The organism is Ensifer sp. D2-11 (assembly GCF_054161295.1).
This window is the reverse complement of record NZ_CP096435.1, coordinates 613,951-633,520: the sequence shown is the minus strand read 5'-3', so window position 1 is coordinate 633,520 and position 19,570 is coordinate 613,951. Positions and strand designations below refer to the sequence as shown.

Here is a 19,570-nt window from a genome sequence, read left to right as displayed (position 1 = left end):
TTGAAGCGGCGGACTAAGGTCCGTTGCTAACTCCCCGATCTTCTGGAATCAATTATGGTCTGGCAGGGAGGGCCACGACGATGTTTCAGGGCAGCTACAGACCAGACGACATTGCCGTTATGCGCGACGTGCTGAGCGATTGGTGCACCTTGCACGAACGAGACCCGAAGGGTCCCGAGGGCATCGCTGCCGCGTTGAAGTTACTCGACCTGATGCGAGATCGACCGCTGACGTACCAGCAACTCCTTCGGGGACTGGAGGAGTCTGGCGCGTGGCCGCATTGACCAAAATGTTTGGAACAAATTTCTGGGGCCCCCATCGGACTAGAGGAACGCGCGGAGACCTCCGATACCGCTTCGGTTTCGCCAGAGGGTGACCCTGACGCGTTGCCTTCGGCCGACCTGAGCGCGTTCCCTTCCGTTCCGTCATTGCCGACCGAGTGACCACCGAGGGCCAAAGCATCATTGAGAAGGAGGGCGGGTGATTCGCCTCTCTGTCTTAAGACGAATGGAGACACCTAATGATCATCGGTTACGCCCGGGTTAGCTCGACAGGACAGGACCACACGACGCAGATTGAACGGCTGAGGGCGGCTGGCGCTGAGGAGAAGTTTTCAGGCTGAACCGGGAGCGTCCCGTCCGGAGCGGCGCTGTCACTGCGGATGGTGATCACCGTGGAATGGTGAAGTAAGCGATCCAGGATCGCCGTGGTCACTACGGGATCACCAGATACGCCCCCCATTCACCAACAGAGCGGTTAGATGTGATCAGGATCGACTCCTTTGCGTAGCGGCGGGACGCCAGCTTATAGAGCGACAATCTGGATGAGATCACCCTGTTTGTCGCGCTGCAGCCAGCTGGAAGAACAGGTGTGTGGCATAGCCTCGGAGGGGAGATATCCGAGCTCGTCGATGATCAGCAATTTCGGCCGAGCCAGCATCGTCAACTGGTTGTCGAGCGAGCCGTCGCTGTGGACCTTGGCTGAACGCGATCATGCCGGCTTCTTCGATACCGAAGGTGCGCGCGCGATCGGTGTGAAGGGAAGTGAGCAGGAAGCCCACCTCCTTGCCGTTACGCCTCTTGAAAGCGCCCCGGCCGTCGCTCCGATTTGAGCCCCGTCGCGATCTTCCTGGCCTCTCGCACCTAGCGTCGTTGACAGGAGAAATACTAACTGTTTCAGGCGGGCAACATTGCACGAGCGTCGAATTGAGGTTTCACTGACGGCTGAGTTTCTGTTCATTGAGAGGCAAGCGCGCCCTCAACTCCCCAAGGGTGCTGACGGACCCATTTGGCCTCTGCAAGGAGACCGAGTGCAGCCATCTGAGGCGTTTGGCGCCTATGACTGAGCGTTCGGCGCAGCGTATCAGGGGATGTTCCGTCTAGCATCGCATACTTGACCGACAGGACCAGCGTCCTGCGGCAGGACTTTTTGGACCTTTTATCCAGACAAGCATTACTTTTCGCACAGTCGCCGCCCGCCGGAATAGGGCTGATAGCTGCAGTCCGAGGGCCGGAAGGAACGATAGCTGCGGGAGCAAGCCGTAACGTTGCAGGCCCGCGGTGCGCCTTCGCTGTCTACAATCGTGCCCTCCGGCCCCACACGATTTGCCGCAAGCGCGGACACAGCCTCCCGCATGAAGTTCCGCCAAATATGCGCTGGCAGGTCGCCACCAGTGACCCCCTTCATCGGCGTGTCGTCGTCATTGCCTACCCACACACCGGCGACGAGTGGCTCCGTGAAGCCGACAAACCAGGCGTCGCGATTGTTTTGGCTGGTGCCGGTCTTGCCGGCGGCGAATGCGCCCGGATCGGCTTCACGTCCAGTTCCGCGCTCGACCGCTAACTGCAGAAGGCCAAGAAGATCGGACTGATAGGCCGAAAGATCGATGGTTGGCGTGGTTTGTGCGCCAATCCGAAAGGCCTTCGGCTGCCCGGCCGCCTGAAAATCGATAATGCCCCAAGGCTCGATGGGTGCCTTGCCGAAGCGGACCGACGCATAGGCGCTCGTGAGTTCAAGTAAGTTTACTTCCGAAGTGCCGAGGGCCAGAGACGGGGTATTAGCGAGCGGCGCATCGATTCCAAGCTCGCGCGCTGCTGCGATCACATTGTCGAGCCCGACTTCCTGGGCAAGCGCCACTGTCGGTGCATTCAGCGACCTGGCGAAGGCCTCGGCAATGGAAACCCATCCGCGATAGCGGCCGCTAGAATTCTCCGGCGACCAACCATTGACGTCGATCGGCGCATCAAGGACCTGGTCGGATAAGGTGAACCCGGCCTTCAGCGCTGCGTAGTAGACGAACAGCTTGAAGGTGGAACCAGGTTGCCGCATTGCCGTGACCGCACGGTTAAACTGACTTTGCTTGTAGTCGCGGCCGCCGACCATGGCAACGACCGCTCCATCCGGCGTCATCGCAACCAACGCGGCCTGGGATGCGCCGACAGCCTTTCCTTCGGTATCCAAGGCATTTCTTACCACCCTTTCAGCGATCTGTTGCAGGCGCGGGACGAGCGTCGTGCGAACCGTGGTCGAACCCGGCGAGGGACCGGCGATTTCACTCGCCTGTGGCGAGATCCAATCGGCAAACCAGCTTCCGGAGCGTGGCGTCGGCATCGTCGGGGTTAGCGTGGCAAAGCTCGCCTTGACGTGCTCTGCGTCGGGGGCGGTGATCTTGCCATTGGCCACCATCGTGTCGAGGACGACGGAGGTGCGTTGCCGGGCGCCTTCGAAATTGTCGATCGGATTCCACTGGCTGGGGGCCCGCAGCAAGCCCGCCAGCATCGCCGATTCTTGCAGGTTGAGCGCGCCAATATCCTTGTTGAAGTAGACCCGCGCGGCAGCAGGCATGCCGGTAGCGCCGGCGCCGAGATAGGCGCTGTTGAGATAGCGCGTCAGGATTTCCTTTTTGCCGAGTTTCCACTCCAGCCAAAGGGCGATAACGAGCTCCTGTATTTTTCGTTTTATTGTGCGGTCGCTGTCGAGGTATTGCAGCTTGATTAGCTGCTGGGTGATCGTGCTGCCGCCCTCTACCACCGAACCAGCTTCGAAGTTTCGCACGAGCGCCCTTCCGATGCCTCGGACATCGATGCCGAAATGATCCATGAACCGCCGATCCTCAATTGACAGGACGGCATCGATGAGATGTGGCGGGAATTGGTTATATTGTGCGTAGGGCCCTTGATAGGGCCCCTGTCTTACCAACGGACCCCCGTCCGCTGTTTCGAGCACGACGACGGGTTTCAGGGTTCCGTTGCGAATCTCGCTCCAGGGCACGTCCTTCAGCGCCCATACCGATACAGCTCCAGCAAGCATGATGCAGGTCACGAAGGTCAATCCGGCTGTGACTTTCCACCCGCTGGTATTTTGCCATGCGTATCGGCTGAACTTCAGAGGCCTTATAAGATGACGAACACCTCGTCCTGTATTGGCCAGAGCAGTCGCAGACCATTGGCTGATAGTGTTAATGTTCGGTGAACCAGCCTGCCGGCTCGATTTGTTGAACTTTGTCCTTAAAGAGGAAACGGCCGCCTTGGCACTAACCTTCGTCGAGAAGGAGATTGCATGCAAATCATGGCGCAGGGCCTGCAGTAGATTGTGCGCTGCCTGTCTGCTCTGCTCGAACGGTCTGGGGGGGTGTTGCGGCTGGTCAGCTTGGATGAATGCATGGGAGCATTCTCCGGACCCCGAGACGGATTCCTGTGCTTCACCGTGGTCATCAACGAAGTCCCCGGTTGCTTCGGGCTTGCCACCTTTATCGGAGCCATTGGTACTTCGAGACGTGGATTTGGAAGAGCGTGGCATCGGTGACCGTCAAAGACCCGTTCAGAATGTGGAGCAACTTGGTAGGTTCTCCAAGAATTAGCCTTTGGTGTGGTTCATAGGACCTTAGTCCGTCAAAAAGCTTGCAAAGGTCCTACACCCGTTGCGGGAGTGCTAAGCGGGGTACATACTAACTAACTGAGGGAACAATGGCTATTCATCCATTCAAATGGACCTTTCGGAGTGTTCGACTGTGCTTTCTCGTAAACGATGGAGAGATCGGGCAGCCACGGTCGTTTGGCGCATTATAACGAGCCCCTTCACGATTGGCGTCTACATCGCAATCGCGGTCTGGATCGCGTTTGTGGCGAGTGCGAAGACCGGAATTCCGGCCTATGTGCTGATGGCTGCTGAGTTTTTGCTGGTGATATTTGTCGACCCGCCTAAACGACTGGCTGAGTTCAGAGATCAACGCCGCCGATCGGCGCGACCGGGGGACGTTCGCATGAGGGTTCGCGGTGGCCAGCAGCGGTAGCCGCCGCTACCGACTGACCCCGCGGAAGGTCCCAGAGCAAGCCCCATAGTCCCTTTGGGTAGCTCTCGGACTTCATCTTTCTTCGGCTGCCGCCATGGCCAGCAGCTCGTTCTCCGTATGAATTCCGGATTGGAACAGCGCAAGAAGGCGCGCAGCAAGTGCCTCAGCGTCTTCGCTCCCCTGCCGAATATCGAGGCGCTCGCGAGCGATATCGAAGACCCGCTGGAGCAAATCGACATCTGCCGGACCGAGGGGGGCCTCACTTCGAACTGATTGCATTCCATCCTCCGTTCCTGGACCCAGTATCCCGGCGCTAGGAGTCCGGTCCTCCTCGAGAGAGCACGTGTCGCCGGCTACTGTGGGTCCCGATTGCAGACGAGCCGAAGAAGAGAGGCTGTGTGCCAGGGCGCGCATTTCATTTACCCGGTTTGGCTTTCCCTTTTAGGTTGTTTCCGCCCTTTCCACCCTTGGTACTATTTCCGCCTTTGCCGCCCTTTGTACTATTCCCGCCCTTACCGCCCTTGCCGCCACTCGAGCCGCTGCCCGACGCTGCGATGGCATTGGAGGTGAGGCTGGTTGAAAGCAACATTGTCACGGCAGGCGGCGTGACGGCCGCGAATCGGCCGCAAGCTTTTAGAAACTCGCGTCTGTCTCCTTCGCTGAGAGGCAGTTCGTCCCGAGGTTTGTCCATCCGCGCGCCCTCCCTTGGCTAGCTGTATAATACAGCGATTGCTAATGTTATGGGATATAGCTTTCTCTATACGAGTTCCTGTGTCTGGCTTTGTCGCTGGTGTCGCCCACGGCATCTTCGGCTGTTGGGCGCGTGCTGCTCATAAAAATCGGCTGAGCCTTGCGGCGAACGGGCTATTCGGAGACGTTGTTCTGGCCAGAAGCGGCGGCGGTCGGAACGTAAACTGCGACATCGCGTCTCGCATTGTCTAAGAACGTGCCTCCGACAATCAGGTAAACGGCAATCGTCAAAATCGATAAAAGCATAATGCTCAGGGGTAGGCCGGTGGATGCTCCTTGTTCCGGCAGCCCGTAGTCGTCTCTGTCGCGCATCAATCAAGTCCTTTCGGGCGTCGGTTCCCGTACGCCGGTGCGCTGTAAGGCGGTGGAGCCTCAGGGCTGCGTTGAAGGGACAATCATGCAGCTCTGAGGCCATCACTCACGCGAGCGGCCGACGAGGAGGCCGCTCGAGGTGAAAACTCCAATATGCATCAAAGGTTTCGCGCGGCCGCCTGCTTCAGACCATTGCTGTCAACGAGCCAGACTAAGGTCCGATCTGTCCTCGGCTGCCAGGTGGGAAAACCCTCTCCCGGGAAAACCAAGGCACCGCAGGAACGTTAGATTCCGATGTGAGTAGGAGCAGGACTATGAAGATCGTAACCTTGGCAACTGCCATTGGCGTCGCGCTCACGGGTATGACTGGTATGGCCTCTGCCGATCCCTGGAAAGACGAAAGCGGCAGCTGGCGCGGGGGCGGCTACTACGACGGGCCTCGCTATGAGCGAAGGGCCTTCAAGGAAGAATACCGCCGTGGCCGCTGCAAGATCGAGCGCAAATGGGACGACGACGAGTACAAGGAAGAGATCAAGTGCAAACGCGGCGGGTACTATCGGTACTAGCTTGGCGCAGACCGGTCGAATGCCCGGACTTATGGCGCGACCGAAGCGGACTTTGGTCCCTGGATCGCGGTTGCTGACGCCCTTAAACTGCGCTCTACCAGTTGCAATGACCTATCAATTTTATGCCGCGCCATCGATAGATTAGCTGCCCACGCCGAAGCGTGGGCAGCTCCTTCACCTGTCCTGACCTTTGGCTATGCAACGGACGTTGGTCGCAAACTAAGTTCCGGTTTAGAATGGCGGCGCTATTTCCTTGCAGTTGTTATAGTATTCCTGTGAGAGAGTCGAATGTGGTTAACTAGGTTACTGTCAAAGGCCACATCGAAAGATCTCGAGAGGAGAGTTCTGCCAGGAACCTATTAAACCGGTTTATGGGCGGCCCTTCTTGCGCTAGATCCATTGCCCAATTTTCTCATGAGAACTGTCATCGGCCTTGACTTACTCTTATTTCTCACGCTGGAACTTAATTCTGCTGTGATGGTTTGGAGGAAAGAACCCAAAGGAGAACTCTAAATGGCTGATAGAGGACCAACAGTAGTCAACACCGGGGGCAGCGGCGGTGGGTGGGCCGTCGCGGTAATCGTGGTTCTGCTAATTGTCGGAGCCTTGTTCCTGTTCGGTGGCGATCTGTTCGACGGCGGTGGCGGTGGTAATACCGACGTCGATGTAAATGTACCGAACGTTGAAGCGCCGCAGGCACCTTCAGGGGGACAGGAAACACAGGCGCCGTCAGGCGGCGAGGCAGCGCCGTCGGGGGGCGCACAGCAGTAGATACCAAAGCGAGTCGTCGCTCGACGGCTCGCCCGCAACTGACCTTCCAAGTCGGTTCGGCTGGGGAATTGCGAATGTGAACCCTCGGCAGCAGAAAGGCAGCTGCGTAAATGCTTGACCAACGCGGCTTCTTCAAAAGCACGAACGGTAACCGGGAGGATGGTTCCGATGAGGAGGCACTCACTTCTGGGCGGCGCTCTAGCGGCCGCCTTGCGCTTGGCTATTACATCCCTGGCGTTGGGCCGTAGAAAAGACTCGACCGGTCGACGCTTCTCTGGTTCGCTGTCTGACGGACTGCTCTCGGATGCACCAAACGCGAGCTGGGAGAAGAAGATGGGTCACGATTGGGAGGGAAGGCGCCGCCGCCGTCTTCAAGTGCTTAGGTTTCTTGCCGCACTGGCTTTGCCCGTGTTGTTGTTAGGCTCTGCCATTGCTGCCGCGGAATGGGCAAATGGACGAAGCTTTACAATCGAGCCCTCTGGAGCACTGTCAGCTCGGTAATGAAGGTGACGACGATCTTCTCGAGCATTCCGCAGGCTTCAGACCATCGAAATAGACGAGAGTTTACATCGACGCCCTTTCGCCGTGCGGATTTCATGATGGTCTGTCATTGAAGCAGAGCACGAGCAGCGCTGCCACAACGGCAATCGCCACGACAGCCAATGAGACGATCGGCCAGCCGAATGCGCCGGAAAGGCCGCCGGCGGCGGCAGGGCCGATGACGAAGCCGAGGTTGTTGCCTTGCATGGCGAAGCCGATGGTCACGCCGACGAGTTCCGGGCGCGGGGCTTGTCGCGGCGCGCTATCAAAAATGACGACGGGGATCAGCCCACCGGCGAAGGAGAAGACGACACAGAGCGCATAGGCAGCAACAGCCCATAGGGCGTGGGTGAAGATGCCAATCCCGCAAAGGGCCATGATGCCGAAGCTGAAATGCAGCAGGCGCGCCGGCAGGAAGCCGCGGGCGAGCAACTGTCCGCACACGAGGTTGCCGATGCCGCTCGCCGCTATCGCCAGCGCGCTCAACATGCTCGCCGCCTCATTGCTGACCCCAAGGCGTTGAGAAAGGAGCGACGGCAGAAAACCGAACACGGCAAAGAAAGCGGCCGAGAAAGCCGCGAACAAACCTCCCAGCACCCAAGGCCCGGGTGAAACAAGGGCTTCGCAGATATCCTGACGGATCTTGCGGTCCGGTCGCGGATGGGCGACTGGCAGGTGCAGGCCCCATCTGAGAAGCAGCGCGTAACCGATGAGGATCGCGGCATTTAAGAACCAGAACCCGCGCCAGGTGATGATGCTTAGCAGCGGCGCGGCGAGCATGATCACTGTTAAGCCCACCGGCATGAAGCTGGCCCACAGTGCCATCGCCCGGTCGCGGATCTGAATCGGCGCAGCTACGGCGACTAGGGCGGGGGCCGCGACGACAAGGCAAAGAAAGCCGAGGCCTTCCATAATCCTGGTCGCGAGCAGCGCGGCAAAGCCCACAGATAGCGCGCCTAGGGAGGAACCTACTGCCTGCAGAAGAAGTCCAAGTACAGCCATTGTTCTGGGCCCGATGCGGTCGACAGCCAGTCCGATCGGAGCACCGATCAGAGCGCCGATAATGGCGAAAGCTGAGATGAGCCACGACGCCGCGGCGAGACTGAGCGCCAGATCCTCCTGTACCGCAGCAAGTGCGGCCGGTGCCTTGCCTACCTGGAAGGCAGACACCACGCCGGCGCCCACGACGAGCAAAATCCGGGGCCATGCCGATCCACCCGATGCGAATTGGGAGACGATCAACGGACCAGCTCCGGCTGAAGGTGCCTGCGACCGAACGCCATTGCAGATGCGACCTCGGCGACGTGTCTGCCCTGAAACCGAGCGCCGTCCAGTTCATTGGCGCTCGGGCTGCGGTCGCGGTGGTTTTCGTCTTCGGCCAGAGTCGAGGCGCCATAAGGCGAACCGCCGGTGATCTCGTCCATACGCATCTGGCCCTTGAAGCTGTACGGCAAGCCTACAATCACCATGCCGAGGTGCAGCATGACAATGTGGGTGGAGAGGATCGTCGACTCCTGTCCTCCGTGTTGACTACCCGTCGACGTGAAGACGCTGCCAACCTTGCCGACCAGCTTGTTTTCGGCCCACAGGCCGCCGGTCTGGTCGAGAAAATTCTTCATCTGGCTCGCCATATTGCCGAAGCGGGTCGGCGTGCCGATGACGATTGCATCAAAATCGGCAAGCTCCGCAACAGTTGCAATTGGCGATTCCTGGCCGAGCCGGTAGCCTGAACTCCGAGCGACCGCCTCTGGCACGAGTTCCGGCACGCGCTTGAGCGCCACGGTGGCGCCCGCCTGCTTGGCCCCTTCTGCGACCGCTTTCGCCATCGCCTCGATGTGACCGTATGAGGAATAGTAGAGCACGAGCATCTTGGTCATCTGTCTTCGTCCTGCCTTGTTGCGGGCGACCGGACACCGACGAGGTTGCCGCCGTGCCAGCCAGCACCGGTTGCATCAGTGAGTCGATAGATGACATGAGAGAGTGATCAGGGTAATTGTGAAAAAATTGGCCAAGTCGATCTATGGAATAGATCATGTTGGATGCCCTTACACTCGATCAAATGCGCATCTTCGTCGCCATCGCGGAGACCGGCAGCTTCCGCGCGGCCGCTGCGCGCCTTTCACGGGTTCAATCCGCAGTCAGTCATGCGATTGCCAATCTGGAGGCGGAGCTCGGAGTGAGTCTCTTGGATCGCTCCGGCCACCGGCCGGTACTGACGCCGGCAGGCCGGTCGCTGCTGAGCGACGCGCGCGCCATCCTTCTCAAGACAGACACACTGCGTGCGCGTGCTCGCGGGCTCGGCGAGGGAGTCGAACTTGGGCTGACAATCGCGCTCGATCCGCAATTTCCGCCCGGTCTCGTAGGTGCTGCACTCGAGGAAATGCACCGGGACTATCCCTCGGTTGCCATACGGGTACTCACGGCATCGCTCGGAGAAGCAGTTCATGCGCTACGGGAGCGCCGTTGCGCTTTGGCCATCAGCGGGATCGATCTTCCCGATCCACACATAGAGCGGCAGGCGCTCGCTCTTGTGCCCCGCGCTGCAGTCGTCGCCGCCAGCCACCCGCTCGCTGTCCTGGCTGCGGCGGGAGATCCGGTCACAGCGGCGGATCTGGCGGACCATGTGCAGGTCGTGGCGGAGGATCCATCTCCGCTTACGCAGGGTCGCGACTTTAACGTTCTGTCTCCTGGAACATGGCGGGTAGGCGACAACATGACGAAGCATGCGCTCATCCTCGCGGGCATCGGCTGGGGAAACCTGCCGCTCTGGCTGGTCGAGCGCGATTTGGCGGAAGGCCGGCTCGTGCGGGTTCCCGCCGCAGAATTCGGTCCGCAAGGCGAAACGCTGGCAAAGGCCTACCTGATGCATAGGACCGACGAGCATCTCGGCCCCGCCACACGTGCGTTTTGCGACGCGTTGCTGCGCATCGCCGGCCACCGAACGGTGCCGTGAATGCCAACTTTTGAGGATCGGCTACCGACAAACGTGGCGGCGGAGAATGTTGCCCGAAATCCGTCGGGAGACTTGGGTAGTCCCCCATGGGACTCTCCAAGGAGCAATTGCGCAGGGTGAATGACGGGGCTTAGATCGGCTATCCTCTGTGCCAGAGGAGGCCGACCACAATGAAGGCCGCAAGAAATCCTGTTGCCAGCATGGCGAGCGTGACGTGTGACGGTCTGATGCTGGCGAACTCCTTCACGGACGTCTTCAAGCCGACGGCTCCCAGCGCGGTTAGAAGCATCCAACGCGAAAGATCGGCAGCAACGTCTGCGGCTGCCGCCGGCAGAAATCCCATCGATGCGAGGGCTGCGAGGAATGTGAACCCCAGGACGAAACCGGGTATCAGCTGACCCAATTTTCGCGGCTCCTGACCCGCGCCTGCTCCTAACACCGTGACCATGACCGACATGACGATTATCGTCGGCGCAAGCAAGCTCACGCGAACAATCTTGACGAGTGTCGCGATCTCTCCGGTCTCGTCCGACATCGCGAAACCGGCGCCCACGACCTGGGCGACATCATGGATCGTTCCGCCGATGAACACGCCGGCCTCTCTGGAGTCAAACTGCAGTTGGGTCGCAACCACCGGATAGAGAACCATCGCTGATGTGGACAGTAGAGTTATTGCCACAATAGTCAGCGCGAGTTCTCTATCGCTGTTCTGTCGCGGTGGAAGAACCGCATTTAGAGCCACGGCCGCCGAAGCTCCGCAGATTGCGACGGCACCACCTATCAAAAGTGACAGTCGCCAATCCATGCCGGAGATCTTGCCGACGATAATCGCGAACAAGATTGTGCAAGCAAGTGCGGCAACGACGAGACAGAGCAGGTTAAGCCCCAGATCACCCAGCACCTCCAACGACACCCGTGCGCCCAGCAATGCCACGCCGAAACGAAGCACGACCCGACTCGTCAGATGAATGCCCGGCGCGGTCCTGGTACCGCTTTCCGACAGAAAGCTGAGAGACATGCCCAACAGAAGCGCCATCAACGTCGCCGGAGCCCCATAGTGCTCGGAAAGAAATTGCGCCGAGATTGCGATCAACACTGCCACGGCAAAGCCGGGCAGGTATTCCGCCACAGACGTCCTCAACGATCGACTCGGCCGGGGCGCGGTGCTCATGGCAGGCTGTGCGGTGCGATCAACCATCGTTCAGTCCGCGGCTCGGCCACAGAGGGCGTCGTGCTGGGCGAAGGGCCGGCAGCGTGTCATATCGGTAGTCACAACCGCTACTGAACATATTCTCTCCTGGAATGTATCGGCCAAAAGCCGCTGCGACCCGAGATGACAACATTTTTTTGATATGATAAACGCGCTTAGAACTACGATATCAATCGTGACTGACGATCAAAGATGAACCTGGATCTCATCGACACATTCCTCGACCTGCTCGAGACCGGCAATTTCAATCGAACCGCCGAGCGGTTGGAAACGACGCAGTCCACCATCAGCGGTCGCGTCAAGGCGCTCGAGCAAGCTGTCGGGGCGAAGCTCTTCCAGCGTGGGCGGGCAGGAGCGATCCCGACGCCGTCCGGGCTTCGATTTGAGCAGCATGCGCGGTCCCTAAAGGCTGGTTGGGCGCATGCGCGTCGGGACATCGGAGGTCTGGAGCGCTACGAGGGCTCGCTGCGGGTCTCGGGGCAGTTCAGCTTAATGCGCACCCTCTTCCTGGACTGGATCGGGGAACTGCACGCGACCAACAAGCGCCTCGCGCTGCACCTCGAGGCGGATTATTCGACGCAGATCATCGCTGATCTGGCCAACGGCGCGATCGACATCGGTGTCGTGTTCGCTCCAAAGTTCCTTCCTGATCTCAGCATCGAGGAAATAGGTGCCCAGCGGCTGGTGATGGTATCCACCGAATTCGAAAGCGTCGGCGATGTCAGCGCCGACCGCTATATCCGCGCATCCTACACGGCCTACATTGATCGTGCGCATGCCGAGCTCCTGCCTCATCTCGCCCATCCGGCTCTGACCGTTGGCTACGAGGAATTAGCCATCGGCATCATGAAACGCTTCGGCGGTACGACCTACCTCCCGGAGCATGCGCTCAGCTATCTCGCAAGTTCGGGTGTTTCGGCCAAGGTCGTCGACGACGCTCCCGACATCCATCAGCCGGTCTATGTGGCGACGCAGAGGCGTCGCAAACACGACCCGTTGGTGAACCGGGCGATCCGCGCGCTCAAAAGCGTTGCAGATCGCCATTTTCAAGAATTCGATCGCTAAGGGCGCCTTATACAAATTATCTGCCAAAAGATCGGTCCCGGCTCCTCGATCAATCCCGCAGACGTCCCTTCTCATGCATCTATGGATACAGAGCCCATCGGGCGGCTGCAGCAGGCCAGCACGTACCCTTCCGACCTCTCGAACGCCGACAGTCCGCCAAGATCCTGCATGTCCACGGTGCCCTGCGTCAATTTCACCTTGCAGCTACCACAAACGCCTTGGTGGCAGGAGCTCTCAATCCAGATGCCGGCGTTCAGTGCCGCTTCCAGGAGTGTTTCGCCGGGCGTGCAGGTTCCGTGTCTGCCTGAGAGTGAGAAGTAAACTTCGCCACCTAACCTATCCGGTTCTTCAATTGAAATCTTCTCGCCGAAGCTCTCCTCGTGCAGAGCTCCGATCGGCACCTCCGCAGCTATGGTCCGAGCGGCTTTCATGAATCCCTCCGGTCCGCACATGAAAATCTCGCGTTGTGAAAGGTCAGGAACAAGCGACTGCAGCAAAGAGGCACTTATCGTTCCCACTCTTCCATGGAAACAAGCTTCCGCGCCGGGGTCGCCCACCACCAGATGCACTTTGATGTTGCGAAAACGCTTCGCAATGAATTCGAGCTGATCTCGGAAAATAATATCTTTCGGGGTCCGTGCGAAATGCACGAACTCAACGTCGGTCTGATCGACGACGTCGGTGATATATTGCAGCATCGACATGACCGGTGTCACGCCTGACCCGCCGGAGAGGAAAAGCGGTTTCCGGGAGGAAATGTCAAAATAGTTGAAGCGACCGCTTATGTCGGCAATTTCGACGGACATACCGGGGCACATCCGGTCATTCAACCAGTTCGATACGAGCCCGCCAGGGACGCGCTTGACGGTAATCTGAACATTGTGAGGACGGGTGGGCGTTGAGCAGATGGAATAGGCGCGGGGGCAGAGTTTGCCGTCGATCTTGAATTTGAAGCTGACATATTGCCCCGGTTTAAAATCGAAGCTCCGGCTCTGGCTATCTTCAAACACGAACGTCCTGCTATCATGCGTCTCGTCGACCACGGCCTTGCACACCAATGTGGCCGGGCCGCCGCGGTAGCATGGTTGCTGGTTGGCAGCGGAAAGGGAGAAGGGAAAGCTCGTTTCCATAAGCATCAAGGGCACCTCTGACTTGGTGCCACAGCTATATCAAGTTCCGCGGAGCGGATTGAGCGAGCAAATCTCCCTTTTCAATCGTTAAATCCGATCATCTGGGTGTGATTCCCTGGCCGCTGCCATCTTCTGACAGGCATTGCGGGTGTTTCAAATCATCACGCCACCATGCCGAAACGGCTTGGCTCGATCGTGAGGTCTTGCCTCAACTGTGGCGACCGAGGGGCCTTTGCAGCGCCTTGCACAAAAACGCGCGAGGACTCCAGTCGCGCTCTGCAAAAGCCGCGACTTGCCGTCGGGAGGCAATTCTCGTCGCCGGATTACGGGGGGCGAACTCGGTCAAGCCGTCGCGCAGCCTCTCCTTGGACTCTGAGGATTGTCTCGAGCAGTCTGCCCCCAGTATCCACGCGTGCCGCCAAGGCGACTTGCCTTCGGAATGCGCGGCTCTGTTCGATCGGAGTTTGCGATCAATAATTCTTGTTTGGTGGCGTTTATCGAATGATAGAATTGCTGTCTTATGTTGCGGCGTCACTCACGCAAATAGAAGTGTCGACCACTTGGGGAGGGAGAAATATCTTGTTCACCGTCGATTGCGATTGCCATAACTACTGGTGCAGCGCGACCGTCCTGGAGCCGTACATGGATGGCTTCTTCAAGGACATGTTTGTTCGTGGCGAAAAGACAGGTCCGCGCGGCGCATTTCCGCACGGTCATCGGCCGTGGTTTCATCCCGAGGGGTTTTCGCGCCACGACGTCAACCCAGTCGAGGAAGACGACAACTACGCGATCATGAAGGAGAAACACCTCGATAAGTACAACATCGATGCGGCGATCCTGACCGGCGACGAGCCGATCGAGGCCTCTACCTTAGCAAATCCCCATTACGCCAGTGCGCTCTGTAGGGCTTACAACGATTACATGATCGACTATTGGCTCCCGAAGGACAGCCGTTTCTGGGGATCGATCATCGTTGCACCGCAGGACCCGAAACTGGCAGCCGAAGAAATTCGACGTCTCGGCTCGCACCCTCGAATTGTCCAGGTTCTGGTAAGCCATGGCGCCCAGCGCCCCTATGGCGACCCATTCTATCATCCCATTTACGAGGCTTGTGCTGAAATGGGGCTGCCGTTCGCCATGCACCTTGGTGGTCAGGGTGGGGTGAACTCGACGCCCATCGGAGCGGGACCTTCGACCTTCTTCTGGGAAACCCACGCGATCCTCCCGCAGTCCGCCATGACACATATGGCTTCCTTGATCGCTCAGGGCGTTTTTGAGAAATGGCCGAGCCTCAAAGTCGTGATCATCGAGTGTGGGGTGGCATGGGTCCCGTCGGTGCTGTGGAGGCTGGACGCCAACTACAAGGCCTTGCGCAAGGAGACACCCTGGTTGAAGCGGTTACCCTCGGAGTATTTTAGATCGAACATTCGCATGTCTACCCAACCTCTCGAGCAGCCAGCGAATATTCAGCACCTCTGGGCAACCCTGGAGGCGATGGACGGCGAAAACACACTGCTCTTCGCGTCCGATTATCCGCATTGGGACTATGACGACGTCACCAAGCTGCACATCCCGCCTGCCTGGCGCGAGAAAGTGCTCGGTCTCAATGCGCTCGACGTATACCGACGCATTCCCCGGCCGGCCGCCATCGCAGCAGAGTAGGGGGAACCGGAAATGGCTTCAAAGCAGTTTGCATGCAAGGCCTCGGAGGTTCCTGCCGATGCCGCCAAGATCATTACATTCGGAAATTTGTCACTTGGCATCTTCAGAGTTGAGAACGCATACCATGCGCTTCTGAACGTGTGCCCTCACAAGGGAGCAGCGCTTTGCCAGGGTCCCGTCTGCGGGACCACGAAGCAGACGGACAAGGCGGAGTTCATTTATGAGCGGGCAGGCGAGTTGGTTCGTTGCGCCTGGCACGGCTGGGAATTTGATATCCGGACGGGCGAGTTCCTTGTCGATCCGCGTGTGAAAGCCCGGACGTTTCCGGTTTCCGTCGAGAACGAAGACATCTTCGTTCATCTATAGCGATAAAGGGCGTCGCTTATGTCCAGTTATCAAACTCGCGACAGGGCGACGCCGCTCTGTCAGCCGATCGCTTCGCATTTCATCGACGGCACATTCATCGAGGATAGCACCGGTCCTGAGATCCTCTCCGTCAATCCGGCAGACGGTCAGATCATTGCCAAGTTACACGGCGCGACTTCCGCCATCCTCGAGAAGGCCATTTGTTCCGCGCAGCGGGCGCAGAAAGAATGGGCTCGGAAAGAGCCGGCCGAGCGCGGCCGCGTCCTCCGCCGCGCCGCCGAGATCCTGCGGGTGCGAAACAGGGAACTCTCGGTTCTCGAAACGCTCGATACAGGCAAGCCAATTTCTGAAACCCTGGTCGCGGACGCTGCCAGCGGTGCCGATTGCCTAGAGTACTTCGGCGCAATCGCGGCAACACTTGCGGGAGAACATATTCAGTTCGGAGAAGACTGGCTTTACACGCGGCGCGAGCCGCTCGGAGTGTGTCTCGGGATCGGAGCCTGGAACTATCCCATCCAGATTGCAGCCTGGAAGGCAGCCCCCGCTCTCGCCTGCGGGAACGCAATGATTTTCAAGCCGTTAGAGGTCACTCCATTATCTGCGCTCAGGCTCGCGGAAATTCTGACTGAAGCGGGAGTGCCCCCTGGCGCTTTCAACGTCGTCCAAGGTGCCGGTGCCGTCGGAGCCGAACTCGTGACCCACCCGGCAATCGCTAAAGTGTCTTTGACGGGTTCGGTCGAAACCGGTGCAAGAGTCGCCTCGGCCGCTATGTCCGGCATTCGGCCCGTGACAATGGAGCTTGGAGGGAAGTCCGCACTGATCGTTTTTGACGATGCAGATATTGAGGCAGCCGTCAGCGGCGCAATCCTCGGAAACTTCTATTCGACGGGCCAGATCTGTTCCAACGGAACGCGCGTGTTCCTGCAGAACGGCATAAGAGAAGCGTTCCTTACACGCTTGCTGGAGCGGATCGAGGCTTTGAATATCGGTAACCCGTTGGACGAGAGAACCGACATCGGCCCGCTAGTGAGCGCTGCCCATCGCAATCGGGTCGCCGCCTATGTCGCGCGTGCCGAGGCCGAGGGAGCATGTCGGATGACGACTCCTCGGAAGCTTCCACCAGGGGATGCCTGGCACGAGCCCGTAGTCTTCACGAAAGTTACGGATTCGATGACATTGGCGCGCGAAGAGGTCTTCGGCCCGGTTATGTCCATCCTGGACTTCGATGACGAGAGAGATGTCGTGACGAGGGCCAACGCTACGGAGTTTGGGTTGGCGGCAGGCATCTTCACGCGAGATCTCGTTCGCGCTCACAGCTTGGCGGCGCAACTGGAAGCCGGGACAGTGTGGATCAACGCGTATAACTTAACTCCCGCCGGCATGGCGTTCGGCGGGATTAAGCGATCAGGCATCGGTCGCGAAAACGGACGTGCGGCGGTCGATCACTATACGCAGCTGAAATCCGTCTTCGTCAGCATGCAGACCTAGCACGAGAAGTGGCACAGTCGGCGGGTCGGCACGGAAATCTTGAGACCAATCTGCCGAGTTTCATGAATACGCATACGCGCCGGGCATATGCGCGGTGTTCGGCGGAAGGCGGGCTTTCGGAGCTCTTGCTAACGGCCACAGCGATGGCGGTCGCGCTGTGCGGTCGAATTCAGGAGAGGCCGCAGTTCAAGGGGAATCAGAATGTTCAGAAAAGTCCTAAGGTCCGGCTGTATTGCCGTTGGTCTTGTTAGCCTCTCACCTGCAGCTTTTGCAGCGGAGTGCGGGGATGTCGTTATCGCCAACATGAATTGGCAATCGGTAGACGTCCTGGCGAATATAGACAAGATCATCCTCGAAAACGGATACGGGTGTTCGGCCGAAATATCCATTGGCGACACTGTTTCGATAATGACGTCGATGGTTGAAAAGGGAGAGCCAGACATAGCGCCGGAGGCGTGGCTCAATGCATTGCCTGAGATTGTCTCGAGAGGCGTTGCCGAAGGAAAGTTGATATCGGCTGGAAACGCGCTGAGCGACGGCGGAATTCAGGGATGGTACATCCCGAAGTACATTGCCGACGCCCATCCGGAGATCAAGACGGTTTCAGACGCACTGAAGCATCCGGAACTTTTCCCCGCCCCGGAGGACAGTTCGAAAGGCGCAGTCGTCAATGGCCCGTCGGGTTGGGGCGCATCGACCACAACCAGCCAGCTATACAGGGCTTACGAGGGCGACGCGAAAGGCTTCGTGCTGGTCGATCCTGGTTCGGCGGCGGGTTTGGACGGTTCCATCGCCAAGAACTACGAACGCAAAATCGGCTGGCTGGGCTATTACTGGTCACCGACGTCGTTGCTCGGTAAATATCCGATGGTCAAGCTGAATTTCGACGCGCCACACGATGCTGCGGAATGGAAACGTTGCAACACTGTGGCTGATTGCGAGGATCCCAAGGTAAATGCTTGGCCCATCGACAAGGTGGAGACGCTCGTCACCCGCAACTTTGCCGAACGTGCCGGTTCGGCGATGGATTACCTCAAGGCGCGGCGCTGGGACAACGCAACGCTGAACAGCCTGCTAGCCTGGATGACCGATAATCAGGCGACGGGCGAGGATGCTGCAAGATACTTCCTAGAGAACAATCCGGACATTTGGACAAGGTGGCTTTCTCCTGACGTAGCGGAGAAGGTGAAAACGTCGCTGTAGCTCGCAAGTCTGTGATCCGCCGGCGATCATCGGCGGATTGCTTTTTTCAGTTTCTAATTCCGGCTTCGCCGGCACCGCCGATCCCGATACCTCTCTCCAGTGCAGAGGGGAACACTTTGCAGCGACGTCTCACAGGTGACCGGTAGCAGTGTGAGCGACAGACGGTTTCACGACAAATCCGCGCGAATAGTCGGCGCGCCGCCTGCTTACAGGAACCCGCCCCACAGGATCACGCGGCACGAAGTTCGCCTGCCCTTTTACTTGGGGACTCCCTGGCCCATCTCTTCCGAACCATCCACCTCGTCACGAGCGTCTGAGAGCGCGCCCTGCCCATGTGAGAGGCTTCGACCGCGAGGATGCCGGCTGCCGCCTCGAGGTGCTCCTTCTTTTGAACGAGCGGCGCAGCGACAGCATAGGCCGTGACGCCAACATCCTCGAAGAGCATTCCTCCAAGTAGGAAGGTCATGTCGTTTGCGACGGGGACGAAGTCCTTGCCGGAACAGCCGGTTCGGCCGCCCCTTGACGCCGGCGTCAAAAGCGATCGTGGGGCGGCTCACCGCTCTGTCGCCAAGCCTCTCGCGATTGAAGCGCACGTGCGTCAGCTCACTTGCGCCCGCTCTTCGCCAAACTGGCGAATGTACTTGTGCTCGAAGCTGACCTCTTGACCACCCTTGACGTCTCCGGCCTGGATCCGATGTCGTCGTCCGCCGTGCCCCGCCCGTGGTGGCGGGGGCAGCTCTTTCCGAGACTCAGCGACACGTCAGGCCGATCTTCTTGCGAGAGGGTGCCGGCTTTGGATCTGGTTCTACCGTTTCCTGCCCAGCCCGGACGCGCGCGCAAGCGCGGAGCGTTGTCGAGCATAGCTTGGAGCAATCATGGGGTAGTCAGCTGGGAGGCCCCACTTTTCCCGGTATTGCTCCGGAGTGATGCCGTACTTTACCATCAAGTGGCGCCTCAGGGACTTGAACTTCTCACCATCCTCCAGGCAGATGATGAAATCGACTGTTACGGACTTCTTGATCTGAACGGCGGGGCGCTGTTCTCCGACGGCCGGTTCAGTCTGATGTCGCGGAGATGTGCCGCTCAGCGAGAAATAGATCTGCTGGATAAGATCCGGCAAATCGCCGGGAGAAACCGCATTGCGGCTTAGATAGGCTGCGACGACCCGGCTTGTCAGCTCCAGCTTCCGCTCCGCATTGATCGAACCCGATTTGTTCAATATCGTCTCCTTTGCTTGCTGTCGCTCAGCCCAGTTTGATCAAT

Annotated in this window: 20 protein-coding genes and 1 pseudogene; 11 read left to right on the top strand and 10 right to left on the bottom strand. The window is 58.9% G+C overall.

The genetic code is table 11. From position 1 onward, the window contains the following. The first annotated feature begins 520 nt into the window (after positions 1-520). On the top strand, positions 521-622 hold the full coding sequence (locus M1D34_RS28845; RefSeq protein ID WP_498784483.1) for a recombinase family protein: 102 nt from the start codon (positions 521-523) through the stop codon (positions 620-622). Between the two features lie 26 nt (positions 623-648). Here the strand turns inward: M1D34_RS28845 and M1D34_RS28840 are convergent. Further along, positions 649-981 (bottom strand): annotated as a pseudogene (locus M1D34_RS28840) (ATP-binding protein); the annotation flags it as partial. On the opposite strand from M1D34_RS28840, the gene M1D34_RS28835 reads away from it, so the two are divergent. Beyond that, the gene (locus M1D34_RS28835; protein WP_498784481.1) at positions 911-1,111 is read left to right on the top strand and encodes a hypothetical protein; all 201 of its coding nucleotides are present in this window, start codon (positions 911-913) and stop codon (positions 1,109-1,111) included. The pseudogene M1D34_RS28840 and the gene M1D34_RS28835 sit on opposite strands and share 71 nt — an antisense overlap. Positions 1,112-1,452: 341 nt before the next feature. Here M1D34_RS28835 and M1D34_RS28830 read toward each other — a convergent pair whose 3' ends face one another. Beyond that, positions 1,453-3,798, bottom strand: a complete 2,346-nt coding sequence (locus M1D34_RS28830) for a PBP1A family penicillin-binding protein (protein WP_498784479.1) — start codon at positions 3,796-3,798, stop codon at positions 1,453-1,455. Positions 3,799-4,420: 622 nt separating this feature from the next. Between M1D34_RS28830 and M1D34_RS28825 the strand changes: the two genes are divergently transcribed. Further along, positions 4,421-4,564, top strand: coding sequence for a hypothetical protein (locus tag M1D34_RS28825; RefSeq protein WP_498784477.1), 144 nt, complete (start codon positions 4,421-4,423; stop codon positions 4,562-4,564). A gap of 142 nt (positions 4,565-4,706) precedes the next feature. On the opposite strand, the gene M1D34_RS28820 is transcribed toward M1D34_RS28825, so the two are convergent. After that, positions 4,707-4,982, bottom strand: a complete 276-nt coding sequence (locus M1D34_RS28820; protein ID WP_498784475.1) for a hypothetical protein — start codon at positions 4,980-4,982, stop codon at positions 4,707-4,709. A 173-nt stretch (positions 4,983-5,155) separates the two neighbouring features. Then, a complete protein-coding gene (locus M1D34_RS28815; protein ID WP_498784473.1) occupies positions 5,156-5,353 on the bottom strand; it encodes a hypothetical protein in 198 nt (65 codons plus the stop codon). Between the two features lie 314 nt (positions 5,354-5,667). Between M1D34_RS28815 and M1D34_RS28810 the strand changes: the two genes are divergently transcribed. Together M1D34_RS28810 and M1D34_RS28805 are read left to right on the top strand one after the other, a co-directional pair. Further along, positions 5,668-5,919 carry a hypothetical protein gene (locus M1D34_RS28810; protein WP_498784471.1) on the top strand — a complete coding sequence of 84 codons (252 nt, stop codon included), beginning with the start codon at positions 5,668-5,670 and terminating at the stop codon, positions 5,917-5,919. Positions 5,920-6,432: 513 nt separating this feature from the next. Beyond that, on the top strand, positions 6,433-6,690 hold the full coding sequence (locus M1D34_RS28805; RefSeq protein WP_498784469.1) for a hypothetical protein: 258 nt from the start codon (positions 6,433-6,435) through the stop codon (positions 6,688-6,690). Positions 6,691-7,284: 594 nt separating this feature from the next. On the opposite strand, the gene M1D34_RS28800 is transcribed toward M1D34_RS28805, so the two are convergent. Together M1D34_RS28800 and wrbA are read right to left on the bottom strand one after the other, a co-directional pair. Then, positions 7,285-8,472, bottom strand: a complete 1,188-nt coding sequence (locus M1D34_RS28800) for an MFS transporter (protein WP_498784467.1) — start codon at positions 8,470-8,472, stop codon at positions 7,285-7,287. Further along, entirely contained in the window at positions 8,469-9,107 is a 639-nt protein-coding gene (wrbA, locus tag M1D34_RS28795; protein ID WP_498784465.1) for an NAD(P)H:quinone oxidoreductase, read from the bottom strand. Before wrbA ends, M1D34_RS28800 begins: the two co-directional genes overlap by 4 nt. Positions 9,108-9,262: 155 nt before the next feature. Between wrbA and M1D34_RS28790 the strand changes: the two genes are divergently transcribed. Beyond that, positions 9,263-10,183 carry a LysR family transcriptional regulator gene (locus M1D34_RS28790; RefSeq protein ID WP_498784463.1) on the top strand — a complete coding sequence of 307 codons (921 nt, stop codon included), beginning with the start codon at positions 9,263-9,265 and terminating at the stop codon, positions 10,181-10,183. Between the two features lie 139 nt (positions 10,184-10,322). Here M1D34_RS28790 and M1D34_RS28785 read toward each other — a convergent pair whose 3' ends face one another. Then, positions 10,323-11,381: a YeiH family protein gene (locus tag M1D34_RS28785; protein WP_498784461.1), complete on the bottom strand. Its 1,059-nt coding sequence runs from the start codon at positions 11,379-11,381 to the stop codon at positions 10,323-10,325. Between the two features lie 204 nt (positions 11,382-11,585). Here M1D34_RS28785 and M1D34_RS28780 point away from each other — a divergent pair, with 204 nt between their 5' ends. After that, positions 11,586-12,458, top strand: coding sequence for a LysR family transcriptional regulator (locus tag M1D34_RS28780; protein ID WP_498784459.1), 873 nt, complete (start codon positions 11,586-11,588; stop codon positions 12,456-12,458). Positions 12,459-12,529: 71 nt separating this feature from the next. Here the strand turns inward: M1D34_RS28780 and M1D34_RS28775 are convergent, their stop codons facing one another. Next, on the bottom strand, positions 12,530-13,594 hold the full coding sequence (locus M1D34_RS28775) for an FAD-binding oxidoreductase (protein WP_498784457.1): 1,065 nt from the start codon (positions 13,592-13,594) through the stop codon (positions 12,530-12,532). 573 nt (positions 13,595-14,167) lie between these two features. Between M1D34_RS28775 and M1D34_RS28770 the strand changes: the two genes are divergently transcribed. The 4 genes from M1D34_RS28770 to M1D34_RS28755 all read left to right on the top strand — a co-directional run bounded on the left by M1D34_RS28770 (position 14,168) and on the right by M1D34_RS28755 (position 18,307). Next, on the top strand, positions 14,168-15,250 hold the full coding sequence (locus M1D34_RS28770) for an amidohydrolase family protein (RefSeq protein WP_498784455.1): 1,083 nt from the start codon (positions 14,168-14,170) through the stop codon (positions 15,248-15,250). A 12-nt stretch (positions 15,251-15,262) separates the two neighbouring features. Further along, positions 15,263-15,616 carry a Rieske (2Fe-2S) protein gene (locus M1D34_RS28765; RefSeq protein WP_498784453.1) on the top strand — a complete coding sequence of 118 codons (354 nt, stop codon included), beginning with the start codon at positions 15,263-15,265 and terminating at the stop codon, positions 15,614-15,616. Positions 15,617-15,634: 18 nt separating this feature from the next. Beyond that, positions 15,635-17,104 (top strand): betaine-aldehyde dehydrogenase, encoded by a 1,470-nt coding sequence (gene betB, locus M1D34_RS28760; protein WP_498784451.1) that lies wholly within the window; start codon positions 15,635-15,637, stop codon positions 17,102-17,104. 201 nt (positions 17,105-17,305) lie between these two features. Further along, the gene (locus tag M1D34_RS28755) at positions 17,306-18,307 is read left to right on the top strand and encodes an ABC transporter substrate-binding protein (RefSeq protein WP_498784449.1); all 1,002 of its coding nucleotides are present in this window, start codon (positions 17,306-17,308) and stop codon (positions 18,305-18,307) included. 229 nt (positions 18,308-18,536) lie between these two features. Here the strand turns inward: M1D34_RS28755 and M1D34_RS28750 are convergent, their stop codons facing one another. Together M1D34_RS28750 and M1D34_RS28745 are read right to left on the bottom strand one after the other, a co-directional pair. Then, positions 18,537-18,773 carry a ferritin-like domain-containing protein gene (locus M1D34_RS28750; RefSeq protein WP_498784447.1) on the bottom strand — a complete coding sequence of 79 codons (237 nt, stop codon included), beginning with the start codon at positions 18,771-18,773 and terminating at the stop codon, positions 18,537-18,539. Between the two features lie 339 nt (positions 18,774-19,112). Then, positions 19,113-19,526, bottom strand: coding sequence for a Ros/MucR family transcriptional regulator (locus M1D34_RS28745; protein ID WP_498784445.1), 414 nt, complete (start codon positions 19,524-19,526; stop codon positions 19,113-19,115). Positions 19,527-19,570 lie beyond the last annotated feature (44 nt).